Here is an 18125-nt window from a genome sequence, read left to right as displayed (position 1 = left end):
GATTCCACCAAATTAAATAACCAAAATATACGCAAGAAACTTTACTTTTCCGAAAAGAATCAGTTGCCCTACTGTGTATATTCAACTATCGAGTATGGCTTATTGATTGCGCTTTTCTTTTGTATATGGCTTATTGCGAATGATGACATTCTCAAATCCCATGGATTTCATCAACTGGTAGAACTGGCGTGAGGCGTTGCGCTCTGCACTCTTGATGTTTGGGGTTGTCAAGCATCGGTCAATCATAGCTTGGTAGGCTCTTTGGTAAAGATCGTCACGATCTTTAGCCTTCCACTCGCCTTTTTCAAAGAAAGACTTGGTGCGAGCCTCGTCAATAAAGTTGTGATCCAACAGCTTGACGGGTGGTAACATAACGACGATAGAATCTCCCTTAGGCTCTATAAAATCTTCACCTGCATCTTGTAAATCAATCCCCAGTCGCAAAGTACCATAATAAATACGAACCAATTCGGCGTCACCGAAGAAGCCATGCCTAACGGTATCGATGATTTCTTCGTTGTTGATGGTTAGAAACTCCCATTGTCCGATGTCACGAATGCTCTGTATCTGCGTGGGGGTGATATTGATTTTGTCATCCTTTGACAGAGCAAGCCTATTGTCTTTATTGAGATACACCAACACGATGCCCACCAATAGCAAGATGATAATGATGGAAAAAACAACCTTCCCTGATGTCTTGGACAAGCGGTTGAGCAAGTTGTGCCTTTTATTGTTATTTGTTTCCATGTTCAATCGTTGTTTTGTCAAGAAGAGTCTTGATGTCTTCCAATGTGAATTGTTTTCGGAAAGAGATGGTGATGTCTTCCTCACGATACCCCATTTGCTCAATCATCGGTATCAAAGTGCGGGCAGCACTTTCACGAGCCAGGTCGATAATGCCCAGTGAATTGATGTCATTGATGATGGCATTACGCCCTTGTTGACCGTAACTGGCGAGTTCTTCGTCAGAGAAGTTGCTGCGAGTGAGTGCTACATACTGTTTGATTTCTTCATGATTGATGCGAGTTGACGTGAGTGTCACCCGAGGATCCGGCAAGATAATCTCAATTTTTTGTCCCTTCTTTTGCACGTTCTCTTCGCTGAAATTACTGAAATCGATGTATGCTTTCAGGGTGGCATCCATCGGGATGGCAATCTTCCGTCTGCCCAACGGAAGGTTGACACTAAAATCTTTCTTCATGAAAGAACCGTTGAGCTTCAGCTGGTCGTCATGCGTAACAATCTTGTGAACATGCACTTCAGTGGTATATAGTTTAGAACACTTTTGTATCTGCATCACCATGGTTGGAATCGTGTCCATAGGAGCGATTCCCTCTTCTGTTTTATTGTGCGAACAGGAGCAAAATGCAATGATGCAACTGAGGATAAATAGGTATGATCGCATGTCAGTTTTGTGCGTGATACAATGTAGAAAACGCTAGAAGCTACATATTGTAGCAATGGCATTTTCGTATTGTTCAGTAATTTATGTTTTACAAAAGTAGAAAAAATATTTGAGAATGTCATGAAATGTGTCAAATTTATATTCTTCATTTTACATCTGGTTGTTTACTACAAAAATATGATGTAACTTTGCAAACTCAAACAGACTCCATCATTCTACAATGGTCTGTGAGCAACTATTATATCATCTTAAATGAACATTCATCATCCTGTTTCACGTCAATTCATCGTATGCGTGACGCTGTTCTTGCTGCTATCGAAAGCTGTTTTTTCCGCTGTGACTGACACTACGGCGTTAACACCATCCCCCATCCTCACACCTGTTACTAATTTCAATGCGAAGAAGGCATTGAAACAAGATTTCACATACATGGGATTGGGATTCATCGCCTCGGGATTTATCGTGAAATCTCGCAAAGAAGACTTTCGTTCTCTCCGACATTATTTTCAACCAACGTTCAAGACCACTTGGGACAACTACGCACAATACAGCCCTCTGCTAACAACGTGGGTGCTGAACACGGCTGGCGTTCAAGGACGAAGCTCACTTCAACGTCTTGCTGTAAGCAACGCCATGTCGTTTGTCATGATGGCAGGAATAGTCAACACCATGAAACACACCACAAAAGAGCTTCGTCCAGATGGCACTAAACGCAACTCTTTCCCTTCGGGGCACACGGCTACAGCGTTTGTTGCTGCAACCATCTTGCACAAAGAGTATGGACTTACGCGTAGCCCATGGTACAGCATAGCTGGGTATTCAGTTGCTACAGCAACGGGCATTTGCCGCATTTTGAACAACAGGCATTGGGTAAACGACGTGTTGGTTGGAGCGGGAATAGGCATTTTAGCCACAGACATTGGCTATGCCCTGGGTGACCTGATATTCAAGGATAAAGGCCTGAGGCGAAGCAATCTGGAAGATATTACGCCCAACATCTCAAACCGACCCTCATTTTTTGCCATCAACATAGACATGGCAGCCAGGATGCAACGCTTTAAAGCACCAGAAGTATACGACCACTATGATGAGAACATGCAACCCTATGCTCCTGGCAGCACGCAAGGCTCGAGCCATCCTTTAGGCTTGAAACTGAACTTAGGTGCCAGCATAGGCGTAGCGGTTGAGAGTGCTTATTTCTTGAATGATTACATCGGAATAGGCGGAAGACTTCGCGTAACGACCATGCCTGTTACTTCTACCGTTGATTTGTCGCATGGGTTCAAATATAATATGTACGCACATGGCCTGCAAAATGATTTAAAAGAAAAATTCGTGAACTTCGTAGGACTGGAATCCAATCATGTGGGCATGTTCGATTTCAGTGCGGGTGCCTATTTCTCTTATCCCCTTACCAGCCGATTGCGCTTAGGCAGCAAGGTGCTGATTGGTAGAAGACACACGACTGACTATGACATCGATGCCATCGCCGATGTGGATGTTGAAGGTCTGCGCAATGCCCTTACTCCAATTTCCGCAAATGACAAACAATATTTTAAGAGCCCAGATGAAAAGGGAGAGCTGACAAGATGGTTGGATGACCTGGGCGATGGACGAGGCATCCATGATGGTAAGTTTTTAACGATTAAGTCGAACAAAACGCCCCTATACAGCACGGGGCTCTCCTTGACGTGGGCCTACAAGCATGGCATGTCGTTCAAGACAAATCTTAATTATGACTACGCTGAACCTGAATACACCTATGAACTGAGGAACCGTGTTCAAGAATCACAGGATGGCACACGGACTTATCTTACTGACACCTTTAAACGTCGGACTCCCATGCACCAACCCAGTTTTTCATTCGGTATGGCATTTAATTTTTAAACCTATCAACAGCCGGCGGAACGTGATAAACCTCGTCCCTTTCACGCAGCAGTCATAAAAACGCTGTGACTGATCATTGGTATAATTGCATGGGCTAACGCATTGAAAAACCCATTTAAAAGTAACCTTTCTATCAAAAGACATGTGAGTTGACCGTATCCAAATCATGGTAGTCTATATAATTGAATTTTCTTGACAACGTACGCTCTCATATTTCGCTTATTTGCAAACAGACTTGTCGGTTGTTGCAAATACGGCAAGCATGAGCACTTTTCGTATATGTCTTATACACAACAGTTTACGCTTCTTTCCTAAGTTTTATCTACCTGCCAACATCCCATTTGCTAGCAATAACATTGAGTTAAGCATGAAATTCACATGCTTTTGGCAGGCAATTACCTATCACTTGCCCCCCCAAAGTACTGTGTATTCAGCGAAAAACTCATTGACATTGCAGCAAAAACACGATTTTAAAACATCGTTAACGTCCTGTGTGCATCCTCCATGCCTATCGTTTTTCTCTAGATTGCGCATTCTGAAGGGCCATTTTGAGGGTTAAATATGAGCAAAATTATCAACAAATGTTCGCTCAGCTCTCTTGCGCTGGTTCAGTACATCACATCCCGATAGATGAACAACCCATATTTCGCCTTTCTAAATTTTCTTATTTCAAGGGTGGGAAAATATGTAAGAAATATTTGTAAACTTAAAATTATTCACTACATTTGCGACAAATCTACTAACTTAAAACACATTAAAACCATGAACATTCCATTTATTTTCTGGCTTGTGCCAGTAGCCTCCGTGGTTGCACTATCCATGGCATGGTACTTCTTCCAAAGCATGATGAAGTATGATGAAGGCACACCTCGTATGCGAGAAATTGCACAACATGTGCGCAGAGGCGCCATGGCGTACCTCAAACAACAGTACACTGTGGTGCTGTATGTATTTATCGCATTAGCTATCCTGTTTGCTTTTATGGCTTACGTGCTCAAAATTCAAAATCCATGGGTACCGGTTGCGTTCCTCACTGGAGGTTTATTTAGCGGACTCTGTGGTTTCTTTGGTATGAAAACCGCCACTTATGCATCGGGTAGAACCGCCAATGCAGCTCGCAAGAGCTTAAATCAGGGTCTGCAGATAGCCTTCCGGTCGGGCGCAGTCATGGGACTCGTTGTGGTTGGTTTAGGTCTGTTGGACATTGCCATGTGGTTTATACTCCTCACCTATCTTTATCATGGCAGCAACATGGCACTGGTTACCGTCACTACAACAATGCTGACCTTCGGCATGGGTGCCTCTACACAAGCGCTGTTTGCACGTGTTGGAGGAGGTATCTACACCAAAGCAGCCGATGTAGGTGCTGACTTGGTGGGCAAGGTAGAACAAGATATTCCTGAAGACGACCCTCGAAATCCCGCTACTATTGCCGACAATGTAGGCGATAACGTGGGCGACGTTGCTGGTATGGGTGCTGACCTCTATGAAAGTTATTGCGGAAGTATCTTGTCTACGGCTGCATTAGGTGCCACAGCCTTTGTGGCAAGCGGTGACATGCAACTCAAAGCCGTGGTAGCTCCTATGATTATTGCGGCAGTAGGTATTTTCTTGAGCCTGATTGGTATTTTCTTGGTACGTACCAAAGAAGAAGCAACGATGAAAGACTTGCTGAAGTCTTTGAGCCTTGGTACCAATGTTGCTGCGGTACTTATTGCCATTGCTACCTTCCTCATCTTGTATTTCTTGGGCATCACCAACTGGTTGGGCGTTAGCTTCTCAGTAGTAACAGGTCTAGCAGCAGGTGTCATCATTGGTCAAGCCACCGAATATTACACCTCACACAGTTACAAGCCCACCAAAGAGATTGCAGCTTCTTCGCAAACAGGTGCAGCAACCGTCATCATCAAAGGTATTGGCACGGGAATGATTAGTACTTGCATTCCTGTAGTAACCATATCTGTTGCCATTATGTTGAGCTACCTCTGTGCCAACGGTTTTGATTTGAGTATGAGTGCCGAATCTATCAGTCATGGACTGTATGGTATTGGCATTGCAGCAGTAGGCATGCTATCTACCCTGGGCATTACCTTGGCTACAGATGCCTATGGACCCATTGCTGACAATGCAGGTGGTAACGCTGAAATGAGCGAACTGGGTGAAGAGGTGAGAGAACGCACCGATGCACTCGACGCATTGGGTAACACCACAGCAGCTACCGGTAAGGGCTTTGCCATCGGCTCAGCTGCACTGACAGCCTTGGCGCTTTTGGCATCCTATATAGAAGAGGTGAAAATAGCCATGGTCAGAATGGTAGACGAGGGTCATCAATTTGTAAATGCCGCCGGCAATGTATTTACACCAAACACGGCAACCATGTCAGATTTCATGGACTTCTTCCAAGTGAACCTCATGAACCCACGCGTTTTGGTAGGTGCTTTCATTGGTGCCATGGCTGCTTACCTGTTCTGCGGACTCACCATGGGTGCTGTAGGTAGAGCGGCAGGTGCGATGGTTGATGAAGTAAGACGCCAATTTAGAGAAATCAAGGGTATATTGGAAGGCAAAGCTACCCCAGATTATGGACGCTGTGTAGAGATTAGTACCAAGTCGGCACAACGCGAGATGCTGTTACCATCCATATTGGCTATAGCCATTCCTATCGTTGTTGGCATCGTATTAGGTGTCGCAGGAGTGTTAGGTTTGTTAGTAGGCGGATTGTCTGCAGGCTTCACACTGGCCATATTCATGGCAAACGCAGGTGGCGCATGGGATAATGCCAAGAAGATGGTTGAGGAAGGTAACTTCGGTGGCAAGGGCTCGGCATGTCATAAGGCTACTGTCGTTGGCGATACCGTAGGTGATCCTTTCAAAGACACAAGCGGACCAAGCTTAAATATTCTGATTAAGTTGATGTCTATGGTCAGCATCGTGATGGCTGGACTAACAGCTGCTCTGATTTAAACACATAAGATATTAATGCTTGGAAATCACCCCAAGAAACTCAATCAATGCCGTAAATTTGGATGAGTTTCTTGGGGTGATTCTTGTTTGCAAAGAATATTTCATTACCTTTGCAATAGAAATAATGACAACGATAATGGCAGAACACAACCTTAATCAATCTACACCGAGAGATGGAGCTCATGGACATTATTCTCATTCTCAGCACCATCACCATCGCAGAAACTACGAATCATCAAAGTTTAAGAACAACAATCGCTTTTCTAAGAAACGAAGAAAAATGATTAGTAACGTTCTGTTCATTTCCTTATCCATCATTGCAGCACTCATCATGATTGCGGTTATCTGGTTGTACACCGTTGAATAATGCTACACGAATCATATTGAATGATGTAGAATAGGAATCTATTCACCAAGATAAAAAGGCGTTTCGAAGTATGATGTTCGAAACGCCTTTTTTATTTAATGGTGTTGTTTGACTAACAAACTTTCTCCAATCGCTTCATTACAGAGAACATGAACAAAGCAGAGAGTAAGCAGACTCCAATGAATACAGACCAAACAGCCCATACTGGTAAGTCACCCCAAAGGTATCCACCTACGCTCACCAACAAGTTACCAATGGCGGTAGCAGCAAACCATCCGCCCATCATGGCACCCTTGAGTTTAGGAGGTGCAACCTTACTCACAAAGCTGATACCCATTGGACTTAACAACAATTCACCAAACGTCAGCACGAGATAAGTACTAATCAACCAGTTGGCAGATGCGTAACTGGCTGTTCCTGCCTCGGCAGCTAACGCCTGTTCATTAGGAGTAAGCAAGCCTTGTGAGCCAACAATCATGATGGTATAGGCAAATGCCGCAATCACCATACCATAAGCTATCTTGCGTGGAGCCGAAGGTTCTTTGCCCTTGGCTGCCAACGAACCAAAGATAGCCATGCTGACTGGTGTCAACGCTACAACATAGAATGGATTGAATTGTTGGAAAATAGGCGCACTCACATCAATAGCTCCCTCTACTTGTGTGTACTTATAAATCAACACAGCGATTGCTGCCACGATGACGGCTAAAGAGATTCCCTTAGCTTTCTGTGTTTTTGACTGGAAGAATGAGAATCCTGCATAGACGATAAAGATAATCATCACAAGATTCACCACATCGAAAGCCATGCTCTGAACGCCAGAAGAAGTCTTTTGAGTAAACTCATTGGCAAAGTAAGTCAGGGTAAGTCCGTTCTGGTGGAATGACATCCAGAAGAAAATAACCACTGCAAACACCAACAACAATGCCACTACTCTATCCCTTACATCTTTTTTGCTCAACTCTTCGGTCTCGATAGCTTTACCATCGTCTGTCTTGGCTGCCGTGCCATTTCCTTCCACATGACGGAACGTTGAACGGAAACCGTAATAAATAGCCATAGAAATAATCAAGGATACACATGCTACAGCAAAAGAGAAATGGTAAGCATCGTTCTCGGCATAGCCAACAGACTCGGCCCACTCCTTGATTCGGACGGCTGCCGTTGGTGCGAACAAAGCACCAATATTGATAGCCATGTAGAAGATGGAGAAAGCTGAATCGCGCTTGTCGGCATACTTCGGATCATCGTAAAGATTACCTACCATTACTTGCAAGTTGCCTTTGAACAAGCCTGTACCAAAGCTGATGAACAGCAAAGCCAGTAACATTACTAAGAGCGCAAACGTCTCACCGCCCAATGGGATGGATAAGAACAGGTAACCCAGGAACATCACCACGATGCCAATGGTGACCATCTTGCCAAAACCGAACTTGTCGGCAAGCACACCACCCACCAGTGGAAGGAAGTAAACCAGTCCAAGGAACACACTGTAAATCATACCAGCCGTACCAGGATCTAATCCAAAGTTAGCTCTTAAAAACAATACAAACACGGCAATCATGGTGTAATAACCAAATCGTTCGCCGGTGTTGGCCAGTGCCAAAGCAAAAAGGCCTTTAGGTTGATTTTCAAACATAGATTTATTTTTTTAAATTGGTTTTAGTTATATCAAAAAGATAAGATAGCTTCACGACGATATTAGACAAGTTGGACTTGGCAAAATAATCTCTCTTGGTATCGCCATAGATATTTGCCAAACCATAATAATAACGCGCATCAAGTAAGATATGACCCAACTTAGGCAACGAATACTCCACGCCGATGCCCGCTACAATTCCATAATCAAACTTGTGTTCCACGGGCATGCTATATTGTGTTGTCTCTTTATTAGCTCTGTCATTCATGTTTGCATGGTCCAAGTCAAAGTTTACGCTGGTACTTTCATTCAGCATATAACCGAACTGGGGACCAGCTTGAAAGAAAAATTGAAAGCCTCTACCCTCTTTTCCCCATGCCAAATGGGCGAAAACGGGTACTTGTATATAATTGATGGTTCTGCTATATTCCTCAGCGAGGCCTGTTTCACTGTTCACAACTGGTTGATCCTTCAAGTCAACGATGTTTTCTTTCCATCCACCTTGTGTATAGTTCACCTCGGCATAAATAGAGCAAATGGTCTTGAAATACTTCTCTGAAGCATAACGCAACGTGAGTCCTCCCGTCATACCACCATGTAAGCCTTGCGTAACTTTGGGTACGAAGCCGACATTACTGAGGACATAGCCGCCATTAACGCCCACAGCAAACTCGTTACGATAGTTCCCTACTTGGGCAAAAAGCCACAAAGGAAACAAGATGAACAGTAGAGAAAATACCGACTTTTTCATTTAAAAATCTTTCAAAAGCGATTCTTTAATAAGTGATACTCTCGATGGTTCGATTGTTCTTATAATGAATCAACATGAAATTGGCATTCTGTCTGCCACCGTTAGCGACCTGCCTGAAATGTAATGGAGTTTGCAATGGCGTATGCATATTTTCCGCTTTGCTTCCTGAGAAGTTCATGCCATACCGATGAAGTCCTTGACAAAAATAACTTGCTTGGTCGTAACCAGTTAGTGCAAATCGTGGAAGAGCGCCTTGCATCTCTTCCTTAAACCACTGACGATACTTATATTCAATCCGCTTGGTTTGAGGAGAGAGGGCGTTGTAATAAGCAACTGTCGGTATATAAGTTTCGTACTTGCAGAAGTAATCGAAGTACACTTTCGTATACATCAGCCACTCTGTGTAGCCAAACAACGACACAGACAGTGCGGGATTGGCTGCCTTCAGTCCATCAATCTTTGCCAAAGCCACGTTCAATTCTGGTGAACGCCCGGTATTCAAAATGACTACATTAGGCTTTGACAAGCTGAACGACTTTGCAAAAGCTTCCTCGCTCGACTTCAAGTTGGTGATGTTATACTTGATGCCTTTGGCTTCCAACTGCTTTCTCAACGGAAAAGTGAAGATGCCTTTTGTACTCGTAGCATCATTACAGTCAATGAATACCGGGTGATGGTTAGGAAAACGATCCAGGTAAGCACGTATGGCGTCTTGTGCTTGACTGTCTGCCGACTGGTATATTTGGAATATCTGAGGATTATTGGCCACCTCACCTCCTTCAATAGAGAACGGAATAACCATTTTAATTCCAAACTTCTTGCAAAAATCTCCCAAATGTTTTACTTGCTTGGTGTATAACGGACCAAAAATAATGTCACAACTTTTGGCATTCGGATCCAGCAACGTTTGGCGGATATCAACATCAATTGGTACATTCCACGCATGGATATCGGTTGAAATACCCTTTGCCTTTAAATCATCACAAGCCAGCAACAAACCGCGATAATATTCCACCATTCTCCTGCCATCACCATCAACATCGTGCAAAGGGAGCATCACACCAATGCGAATGGCACGCTTGGTAATGTCCATATTACTAGCCAATTGCGGTTTGGCAGATTCTTTTTTCACAGGTGTTTGTGTCTTGACCGACCCTGTTGTCGCAGCAGTCTGTTTCTTAACAAATGGTATGAAAACGGTATCCCCCTTCTTCAACTCATATCCTTCTTTTTTCATTTCAGGATTGGCATCCATCAAATCAGGAACGGAAACACCATATTTTCGTGCAATACCGAATACGGTATCTTTCTTCTTAGCTTCATAAATGTCACGCCATTGGTTGACTTGCGCTATGGCTTCAATGCTGAAAAGCATTAAAACCGCCAGTAATATATTTTTAAATATAGATTTCATGTTCATCGTTTTCATCCTTATTTAACTGCAAAAATACAAAAAAATATTCAACACCTCACTATTAGTCATGAATCTTTTACTATCTTTGTCTTCGGATTGCACCATTCTCATTGTTCAAAACGAATCAAAAATGAAAATTAAGACAGCCCTATTCATTCTCATGCTGCTAACCTCTTTGCACATCATGGCACAAGAGACACCCACGATAAGTCCATCTGCCATCTTCACAACAGTAGATGGCGAAACGAGTGAGGCGGTCACTGAATTTAGTGGTTCAGCACCTTTAAAGGCCAAATTTTCAGCAAATGTAGCGAATCAAGGAGACTGGAACGCTTACTTCGAATGGCGGTTTACCCTTGAAGGTGACGAGAAACCGTATCTCATACGCTACGAACAAGATACCGAAGTGACTTTCACCAAGGCGGGTTCGCATCGAGTAGTGCTCTACGCCATCTTCACTCATGGCACTGACTCGGTGAAGTATACGGAGGAATATTGGGCTGACGCATCACCGATAACTGTTTCTATTTCAGAAAGTAAGCTGGATATGCCTAATGCTTTTTCACCTAATGGTGATGGCATCAATGACATCTATAAAGCCAAAGACGGTTGGCAAAGTCTGACAGAGTTCAAGGCATACATTTTTAACCGGTGGGGACAAAAGTTGTTCGAGTGGACAAATCCAGCCGATGGTTGGGATGGAAAGTTCCAAGGCAAAGACGTGAAGCAGGGCGTTTACTTCTGTTTAGTCAAAGCAAAGGGTGCCGACGGAAGAACTTTCAACATCAAAACAGACGTAAATTTACTGAGAGGATACAATGAAGATGGTGGCACCAAGATGGGTAAATAAAACAATTTAGGAAGCAACAGGATACAAATGACTCGCGAAGACGAAAAGATTAATATATGGGGTGCACGCGTACACAATCTTAAGAACATCGATGTAGAGATTCCACGCAATGCACTCACCGTTATTACAGGCTTATCAGGTTCAGGAAAATCATCCTTGGCATTCGACACTATTTTTGCCGAAGGCCAACGAAGGTATATCGAAACGTTCTCGGCATACGCCAGAAACTTCCTCGGTAACCTGGAAAGACCCGATGTAGATAAAATCACAGGACTGTCTCCAGTCATCAGCATCGAGCAGAAAACCACCAACAAAAATCCACGCTCTACTGTAGGTACAACCACTGAAATATACGACTACCTGCGCCTTCTCTATGCCCGGGCCGGTACAGCATACAGCTATCTGTCGGGTGAAAAAATGATAAAATACACCGAAGAGAAGGTTATTGAGATGATTCTCAACGACTATGCCGACAAGCGCATCTACATTTTGTCTCCCTTGGTCAGGCAAAGAAAAGGCCACTATCGCGAACTTTTCGAGAGTATGCGGCGCAAAGGCTATCTCTACATGCGGGTAGATGGAGAAATCAAGGAGATTGTTCGCGGCATGAAGGTTGACCGGTACAAGAACCACAACATTGAGGTGGTGATCGACAAGTTGCAGGTGCGTGGTAAAGATGATGAGCGACTGAAGAAAACAGTACAGATAGCCATGAGGCAAGGCGACGGTGTCATCATGATTATGAACAAAGAAACAGGCGAAATACGCAACTTCTCCAAACGCCTGATGGACCCCGTCAGCGGCATTTCATACGGTGAACCCGCCCCCAACATCTTTTCTTTCAACTCGCCAGAGGGTGCCTGTCAGCGTTGCAAAGGTTTGGGCTATGTCAACGAGATTGACCTTTCAAAAGTTATTCCGAATGACAAACTTAGCATACATGATGGTGCCATCGTCCCATTGGGCAAATACAAGAACCAGATGATATTCTGGCAAATCGATGCCATCTTGCACAAATACGATCTGACACTCAAAACTCCATTCAAAGACATACCGCAGGATGTGGTTGATGAAATACTTTATGGAAGCCTTGAAAACATCAAGATTTCCAAAGACTTAGTTCGTACCAGTAGTGACTATTTTGTGACTTTTGAAGGCATCATCAAATACCTGCGTACGGTCATGGAGAATGATGATTCGACAGCCGGACAAAAATGGGCAGACCAGTTTCTTGCCACGACCACTTGTCCTGAATGCAACGGCATGAGGCTCAAGCGAGAATCGTTGTCGTACAAGATATGGGACCACAACATTTCAGAGATTGCCAACCTCGATATCACCGAACTGAAAGAGTGGCTCGACCATGTGGAGGAGCATCTGGACAAACAACAAAGAACCATTGCTACTGAGATTGTGAAGGAATTGAGAGCACGCGTGAGCTTCTTACTGGAAGTTGGTCTCGACTATCTTTCACTCAACCGCGCGTCTGCCTCTTTGTCCGGAGGCGAGAGCCAGCGCATCAGACTGGCCACTCAAATTGGCTCACAACTGGTCAATGTGCTGTATATTCTCGACGAACCCAGCATTGGTTTGCACCAAAGAGATAACGAACGGCTCATCCACTCACTGAAAGAATTGCGCGACATGGGCAACTCTGTCATTGTCGTGGAGCACGATAAAGACATGATGTTGGCTGCCGACTACATTATAGACATCGGCCCAAAGGCTGGACGCAAAGGAGGTGAGGTTGTCTTTCAAGGCACTCCGCAGCAAATGCTCCAGCAACATACCATCACGGCCGATTATCTAAATGGCAAACGAGCCATTGAGTTACCCACGAAACGGCGTGAAGGCAACGGCAAAAGTATTTGGATAAAGGGAGCAAAAGGTAACAACCTGAAGGATATTGACGTGGAGTTTCCGCTTGGAAAACTCATTGTCGTAACGGGCGTGTCTGGCTCTGGCAAGTCTACTCTCATCAACGAAACGCTGCAGCCCATACTGTCGAAGCATTTTTATCGCTCGCTGAAAAAGCCAATGTCGTACGATTCGATAGAAGGCATCGACTATATAGATAAGGTGGTGGATGTAGATCAAAGTCCGTTAGGGCGAACTCCTCGCAGCAACCCAGCCACCTATACGGGCGTGTTCAGCGACATTCGCTCGCTGTTCGTCAACCTACCAGAGGCTAAAATACGGGGTTACAAACCTGGACGCTTCTCGTTTAACGTGAAAGGTGGACGATGTGAGGCCTGCGGTGGCAATGGTTACAAGACGATAGAAATGAATTTTCTGCCCGATGTGATGGTGCCATGCGAGGTTTGCCATGGCAAACGCTACAACCGCGAGACACTTGAAGTGAGATATAAAGGCAAAAGCATTGCCGACGTGCTGGACATGACCATCAATCAGGCGGTAGAATTTTTCGATGCCGTGCCTAACATTCTACACAAAATCAAAACCATTCAGGATGTTGGCTTAGGCTACATCAAACTGGGACAACCCTCCACTACCCTTTCGGGCGGTGAGAGTCAGCGGGTGAAGTTGGCTACCGAATTATCTAAACGCGACACAGGAAAGACGCTGTACATCCTTGACGAGCCAACAACAGGACTGCACTTCGAGGACATCCGCATCTTGATGGACGTGCTTCAGCAATTGGTTAATCGTGGTAACACGGTTGTAATTATCGAACACAACCTGGATGTCATCAAGTTGGCCGATTACATCATTGACATGGGACCAGAAGGTGGACGTGGCGGCGGCATGATTTTAACCACGGGAACGCCTGAAGAAGTGGCCAAAAGTAGTAAGGGATATACCCCAAAATTCTTAAAACAAGAACTTAAAGGCTAACCCCCTTCCGAAAGAGTTAACCTATATTTATAGAAGTAGGCCCGTGCCCGCTTCCATATTTTATTATACCTAAATGTTACAAATATTTAGGAGATTCGCCGTATTTATTGGCCTCTAAATCTGAATCTTGGCAGCACCAAACAATCAATAAGATACTTCCAATCAACGGAATGATTCCCCAAAGAATATTCCAACCGCTCTTGTTAATGTCATGCAAGCGACGAACTGTAACAGCTAAATTAGGTAAGAACAATACGAGTGCCGCAAGACAATAAATCGCTCCGTAAAAGGCGTACTCAAAGGTGATGCCAAAAAGGTTATCCAATAAAGCTGCTGCAATTAAAACCAAACAGTAAAACAGCACGAACCACCAATACTCTGACCGGCGCGCACGTCCCTTAAAGGTTGCATACTTGTTAAAAACTTGACGAACGGCATCGGAAAACGACAGCTTGGGCGATGCCTCACGAATAGAATTTTGTTCCATAGTTTTATTTTTTAATAGGTACAATCTCATTGTACCTTGGTTATTAAGATGTTTAAAGAACAACAGAAGTTTAAAATTTTACTTTTATTAAAAGTGCTTTGCAATATAGCTATACACGCATTCTCTAAGGACAAAGTTAGCTTTAAATATTCAATATAACAACTCTTTAACTCAAAATTTTTAAAGAAAAAAGCATCAATTAGCTGGAGTAAATACATATTAATTCTGACAGTATACTATTCGTATTCGAGATTTCACAAGTACCGATCTACAGCCTTCATATTGTCGTCCTTTCAATAGCCATGAGTTTGATCATTAATCTACATGACTTTAACGTCCAATCTCAATGACTTTGGATGCCAATTAGCATGAGTTTACCTGAAGTAAAATACTTGCCTGTTATTAAGAGAATTCACGCAACGAAAAAAGTCCCTACCCGATGGCATTTCAAATACCAAAGGTTAGGGACTTTATTTATGTATAAATTCGTAAAACTACGAAATGGCTACCGAAGCCGCATGTATCCAATCGAATACCATGTAGCACACGCCAAACAACACTACACCGGCTGTGCATACAGCCAATGCCAACTTGGTGTTTGTGTGACTCTTGAACATGGGCAATGGATTTTCACTTTTCTTGATGTACATCGCCTTCACAATCAAGAGGTAGTAATACAAGGAGATGACCGTATTGATTAACGCAATGAACAACACGATGTACGCCCATGCCCCTACTGAAGTACTCAGATCGGCATCCTGCACGGCTGCCATAAAGATAAAGAACTTAGAGAACATGCCCGCAAACGGTGGAATACCACCCAACGAGAACAATGCCAAAGTCATGAGGAAAGCCAGCTTGGGATTGGTTTGATAAAAGCCATTGTAACTGTCCATCATCACCGTACCGTTGTTATGTTCCTCTACCGCACTGATAATGGTAAAAACTGCCATGTTAGCTACCACGTAAATCAGCACATAGAAGCTCAATGCAGTGACGCTCAACGCCGAGTTACCAACAATCGCCAAGACAATATAACCTGCCTGAGAGATAGAACTGAACGCCATAAAGCGTTTCAGGTTGGTTTGACGAATGGCGAACAAGTTGGCTACCGTGATTGACAACACAATAACGATGTACAACAAATATTGCCAATAGATGACCATGGGGGCAAAGACTTTCATCAAGATAGTGCAAAGAGCAAAAGCTGCTGCACCTTTACTTACTACCGAGAGATAGCCAGTAACGGTAGTTGGCGCACCTTGGTACGAGTCGGCTGTCCAGAAATGGAAAGGCACCAAGCTAATCTTAAAGCCCAAGCCGCTGAAAAAGAACACCATGCCAAGAATGGTAAACGGTGTGGCTGTGAGCTGTGTGGCAATGTCTTCAAAGTAAAGCGTGCCTACCGCACCATAGATAAAGCTGATACCGTAGAGCATCACCCCGCTTGAGAAGGTGGCTGTCAATATGAATTTGGCTCCTGCTTCGGCTGAGTCGTGACGATATTTGTCAAACGCAACCAAGCAAGCCATAGGTACGCTCGCCATTTCCAAGCCTAAGAAAAAGAGCAAGAAGTGGTTGGCACTCACCATCATATTCATTCCCAACAGCGTTGCTATCACCAATAAGTAAAACTCTCCCTCCTTAAAAGCGGTATCGGGACGCGACAACCATTCTTTGGACTGAATGAGAACGATGAGCGTTCCAAAAGCCAAAATCGTCTTTATCACCCCAATGGCAGGTGTAGCGATGTACATTCCCCCAAAAACAGTGTGTGTCTCAATGGGGAATAGGTTGATGAGGATGTGCGCAAACATAAGCAGACAAATCATGGGATTGAACCATGAGCGACGCTTGTCGGTGGGAGCAAGCGTCCTTATCTTCTGCGATGTAGCAAAGTCGACAACAAACGTAACCAGCAAAAGCACCACTAAGGTGACCTCTGGCATCATATATAGGAATTGACTGTAATTCATCTTCTTCTAAACTTTAGTGTATTATATTGAGTAGGATAGGTCCTACGGCATCATTGATGACATTGCTTGCCCACAGAGGTGCGATACCTAAGCCAGCTACACAGAATATCAAACACATCACAGCCACACGCTCGTCCCATGTAGCATCAGTGAGTTGCTCAAAATGAGGATTGGGTACCTTCTGATATAGTATTTTTCCGACAACACGCAGGATATAAACTGCGGTAACAACAATGGAGGTACAAGCAATAATAGTAGCGGTGCGGTGGAATGTGTCGTTGTTGGCAAACGAGCCTACAAAGATAGTCATCTCAGCAACGAAGCCGGAGAAACCGGGTAACCCCAAGTTCGCCAAACCTGCCACTACATATCCCACGCCCAAGAAAGGCATGATTTTCATCAATCCACCCAACTGACGGACATCACGTGTATGCGTACGTCCGTAAATCATACCGATGAGCGCAAAGAACAAAGCGGTCATCAAACCGTGCGAGAGCATTTGGAGAATCGCACCCGTACAAGCGGTTTTGGTCATCATCAACAGTGCGAACAACACCAAACCACAGTGACTTACCGAAGAATAGGCGTTGATATATTTCAAGTCGGTTTGTACACAAGCCGAAAGAGCACCATAGACTACAGAGATGGTGGTGAGGATAAGGAAGATCCAAGCCAACTCTTGTGCCGCCTCGGGCAACAAGAACATGGCGATGCGGAAACAGCCGTAGCCTCCCAACTTCATCAACACGCCAGCATGGAGCATAGAGACAGCGGTGGGTGCAGAAGCATGTCCATCGGGTGACCATGTGTGGAAGGGGAACAAGGCGCCTAACACACCGAATCCAATGAATATCAATGGGAAAAATATCTTCTGAACATCAACGGGAATGTTGTGCAGAGCAGCAATCTCAAGTACGTTCATCGTGGTGGCTCCACTATAGAAGTAAATGCCCAGGATACCGATAATCAGCAAGGCACTTCCGCCCATGAGCATCAACGTCAACTTCATAGCGGCATATTCTTTTGGACCACTACCCCACACACCTATGAGCAGATACATCGGGATAAGTGCCACCTCGTAGAACATGAACATGGTAAATAAATCGATAGAGATAAAGAAGCCAAACACACCAATGCTCAACAAGGTGAACCAAAGGAAGTATTCTTTAGTCATGGGTTTGAGCTGCCAAGAGGCAAAGGTACCCGTAAAAACGATGATACTCGATAAGAGCAACATGACAACCGAGATACCATCCACTCCTACCGTGTAAGCAATGTTAAGCGGTTTGAACCAAGGTGCACTGTACATAAACAGCATGGCTTCGGTATTTCCTGCATGGCGCATTTGGATAAATGCAATAGTAAGCCAAACAGAGAGTGCCAGCAAAGCGGTAGAGCCAGCCACCATGACGCCACGTACTTGACGGATGTTGCGAGCCAACCAAAGCCCGAACAACATCAAGACGGGAATAACGACGAATAATGTTAATATACTCATTTTTGTATTTTATTCATTAAATCTTTCTAAC

At 44.2% G+C, this 18125-nt stretch carries 13 protein-coding genes; 5 read left to right on the top strand and 8 right to left on the bottom strand.

Annotated elements, in window-relative coordinates:
* Nucleotides 1-99 precede the first annotated feature (99 nt).
* Together NQ518_RS02220 and NQ518_RS02215 are read right to left on the bottom strand one after the other, a co-directional pair.
* Nucleotides 100-747, bottom strand: coding sequence for a DUF4230 domain-containing protein (locus NQ518_RS02220; RefSeq protein ID WP_227206241.1), 648 nt, complete (start codon nt 745-747; stop codon nt 100-102).
* Entirely contained in the window at nt 734-1321 is a 588-nt protein-coding gene (locus NQ518_RS02215; protein ID WP_227206238.1) for a DUF4230 domain-containing protein, read from the bottom strand. Before NQ518_RS02215 ends, NQ518_RS02220 begins: the two co-directional genes overlap by 14 nt.
* A 336-nt stretch (nt 1322-1657) precedes the next feature.
* Between NQ518_RS02215 and NQ518_RS02210 the strand changes: the two genes are divergently transcribed.
* From NQ518_RS02210 to NQ518_RS02200, 3 genes are all read left to right on the top strand, one after another.
* On the top strand, nt 1658-3292 hold the full coding sequence (locus NQ518_RS02210) for a phosphatase PAP2 family protein (protein ID WP_227206236.1): 1635 nt from the start codon (nt 1658-1660) through the stop codon (nt 3290-3292).
* A 762-nt stretch (nt 3293-4054) separates the two neighbouring features.
* Nucleotides 4055-6256, top strand: a complete 2202-nt coding sequence (locus NQ518_RS02205; protein ID WP_227960978.1) for a sodium-translocating pyrophosphatase — start codon at nt 4055-4057, stop codon at nt 6254-6256.
* Between the two features lie 136 nt (nt 6257-6392).
* Nucleotides 6393-6623, top strand: a complete 231-nt coding sequence (locus NQ518_RS02200; RefSeq protein WP_227960980.1) for a hypothetical protein — start codon at nt 6393-6395, stop codon at nt 6621-6623.
* A 112-nt stretch (nt 6624-6735) separates the two neighbouring features.
* Here the strand turns inward: NQ518_RS02200 and NQ518_RS02195 are convergent, their stop codons facing one another.
* The 3 genes from NQ518_RS02195 to NQ518_RS02185 are packed head-to-tail and all read right to left on the bottom strand — an operon-like array spanning nt 6736 to nt 10433.
* Nucleotides 6736-8262 carry a peptide MFS transporter gene (locus NQ518_RS02195; protein ID WP_227205020.1) on the bottom strand — a complete coding sequence of 509 codons (1527 nt, stop codon included), beginning with the start codon at nt 8260-8262 and terminating at the stop codon, nt 6736-6738.
* 4 nt (nt 8263-8266) lie between these two features.
* Nucleotides 8267-9013: a porin family protein gene (locus NQ518_RS02190; protein ID WP_227205018.1), complete on the bottom strand. Its 747-nt coding sequence runs from the start codon at nt 9011-9013 to the stop codon at nt 8267-8269.
* Between the two features lie 25 nt (nt 9014-9038).
* Nucleotides 9039-10433 carry an amino acid ABC transporter substrate-binding protein gene (locus tag NQ518_RS02185; RefSeq protein WP_227205016.1) on the bottom strand — a complete coding sequence of 465 codons (1395 nt, stop codon included), beginning with the start codon at nt 10431-10433 and terminating at the stop codon, nt 9039-9041.
* Nucleotides 10434-10557: 124 nt separating this feature from the next.
* Here NQ518_RS02185 and NQ518_RS02180 point away from each other — a divergent pair, with 124 nt between their 5' ends.
* Both NQ518_RS02180 and uvrA read left to right on the top strand, forming a co-directional pair.
* Entirely contained in the window at nt 10558-11277 is a 720-nt protein-coding gene (locus NQ518_RS02180) for a gliding motility-associated C-terminal domain-containing protein (protein WP_227960981.1), read from the top strand.
* A 27-nt stretch (nt 11278-11304) separates the two neighbouring features.
* Complete coding sequence (gene uvrA / locus NQ518_RS02175; RefSeq protein WP_227960983.1) at nt 11305-14133, top strand: excinuclease ABC subunit UvrA; 2829 nt, start codon at nt 11305-11307, stop codon at nt 14131-14133.
* A 76-nt stretch (nt 14134-14209) separates the two neighbouring features.
* Here the strand turns inward: uvrA and NQ518_RS02170 are convergent, their stop codons facing one another.
* The 3 genes from NQ518_RS02170 to NQ518_RS02160 all read right to left on the bottom strand — a co-directional run bounded on the left by NQ518_RS02170 (nt 14210) and on the right by NQ518_RS02160 (nt 18094).
* Nucleotides 14210-14620, bottom strand: coding sequence for a DUF805 domain-containing protein (locus NQ518_RS02170; protein WP_227960985.1), 411 nt, complete (start codon nt 14618-14620; stop codon nt 14210-14212).
* Between the two features lie 494 nt (nt 14621-15114).
* Entirely contained in the window at nt 15115-16596 is a 1482-nt protein-coding gene (locus NQ518_RS02165) for an NADH-quinone oxidoreductase subunit N (RefSeq protein WP_227205008.1), read from the bottom strand.
* 13 nt (nt 16597-16609) lie between these two features.
* Nucleotides 16610-18094 carry a complex I subunit 4 family protein gene (locus NQ518_RS02160; RefSeq protein WP_227205006.1) on the bottom strand — a complete coding sequence of 495 codons (1485 nt, stop codon included), beginning with the start codon at nt 18092-18094 and terminating at the stop codon, nt 16610-16612.
* Nucleotides 18095-18125 lie beyond the last annotated feature (31 nt).

Origin of the sequence: Hoylesella buccalis ATCC 35310, assembly GCF_025151385.1 — a bacterium.
In the GTDB taxonomy this organism is placed as follows: Bacteria; Bacteroidota; Bacteroidia; order Bacteroidales; family Bacteroidaceae; genus Prevotella; species Prevotella buccalis.
Note: the sequence above shows the minus strand (reverse complement) of the source record. Positions and strands in the feature narration are given on the sequence as shown.

Coding starts and splice junctions, on each gene's coding strand:
- NQ518_RS02220 (WP_227206241.1), bottom strand. CDS start 747: ATGGAAACAAATAACAATAAAAGGCACAACTTGCTCAACCGCTTGTCC.
- NQ518_RS02215 (WP_227206238.1), bottom strand. CDS start 1,321: ATGGACACGATTCCAACCATGGTGATGCAGATACAAAAGTGTTCTAAA.
- NQ518_RS02210 (WP_227206236.1), top strand. CDS start 1,658: ATGAACATTCATCATCCTGTTTCACGTCAATTCATCGTATGCGTGACG.
- NQ518_RS02205 (WP_227960978.1), top strand. CDS start 4,055: ATGAACATTCCATTTATTTTCTGGCTTGTGCCAGTAGCCTCCGTGGTT.
- NQ518_RS02200 (WP_227960980.1), top strand. CDS start 6,393: ATGGCAGAACACAACCTTAATCAATCTACACCGAGAGATGGAGCTCAT.
- NQ518_RS02195 (WP_227205020.1), bottom strand. CDS start 8,262: ATGTTTGAAAATCAACCTAAAGGCCTTTTTGCTTTGGCACTGGCCAAC.
- NQ518_RS02190 (WP_227205018.1), bottom strand. CDS start 9,013: ATGAAAAAGTCGGTATTTTCTCTACTGTTCATCTTGTTTCCTTTGTGG.
- NQ518_RS02185 (WP_227205016.1), bottom strand. CDS start 10,433: ATGAACATGAAATCTATATTTAAAAATATATTACTGGCGGTTTTAATG.
- NQ518_RS02180 (WP_227960981.1), top strand. CDS start 10,558: ATGAAAATTAAGACAGCCCTATTCATTCTCATGCTGCTAACCTCTTTG.
- uvrA (WP_227960983.1), top strand. CDS start 11,305: ATGACTCGCGAAGACGAAAAGATTAATATATGGGGTGCACGCGTACAC.
- NQ518_RS02170 (WP_227960985.1), bottom strand. CDS start 14,620: ATGGAACAAAATTCTATTCGTGAGGCATCGCCCAAGCTGTCGTTTTCC.
- NQ518_RS02165 (WP_227205008.1), bottom strand. CDS start 16,596: ATGAATTACAGTCAATTCCTATATATGATGCCAGAGGTCACCTTAGTG.
- NQ518_RS02160 (WP_227205006.1), bottom strand. CDS start 18,094: ATGAGTATATTAACATTATTCGTCGTTATTCCCGTCTTGATGTTGTTC.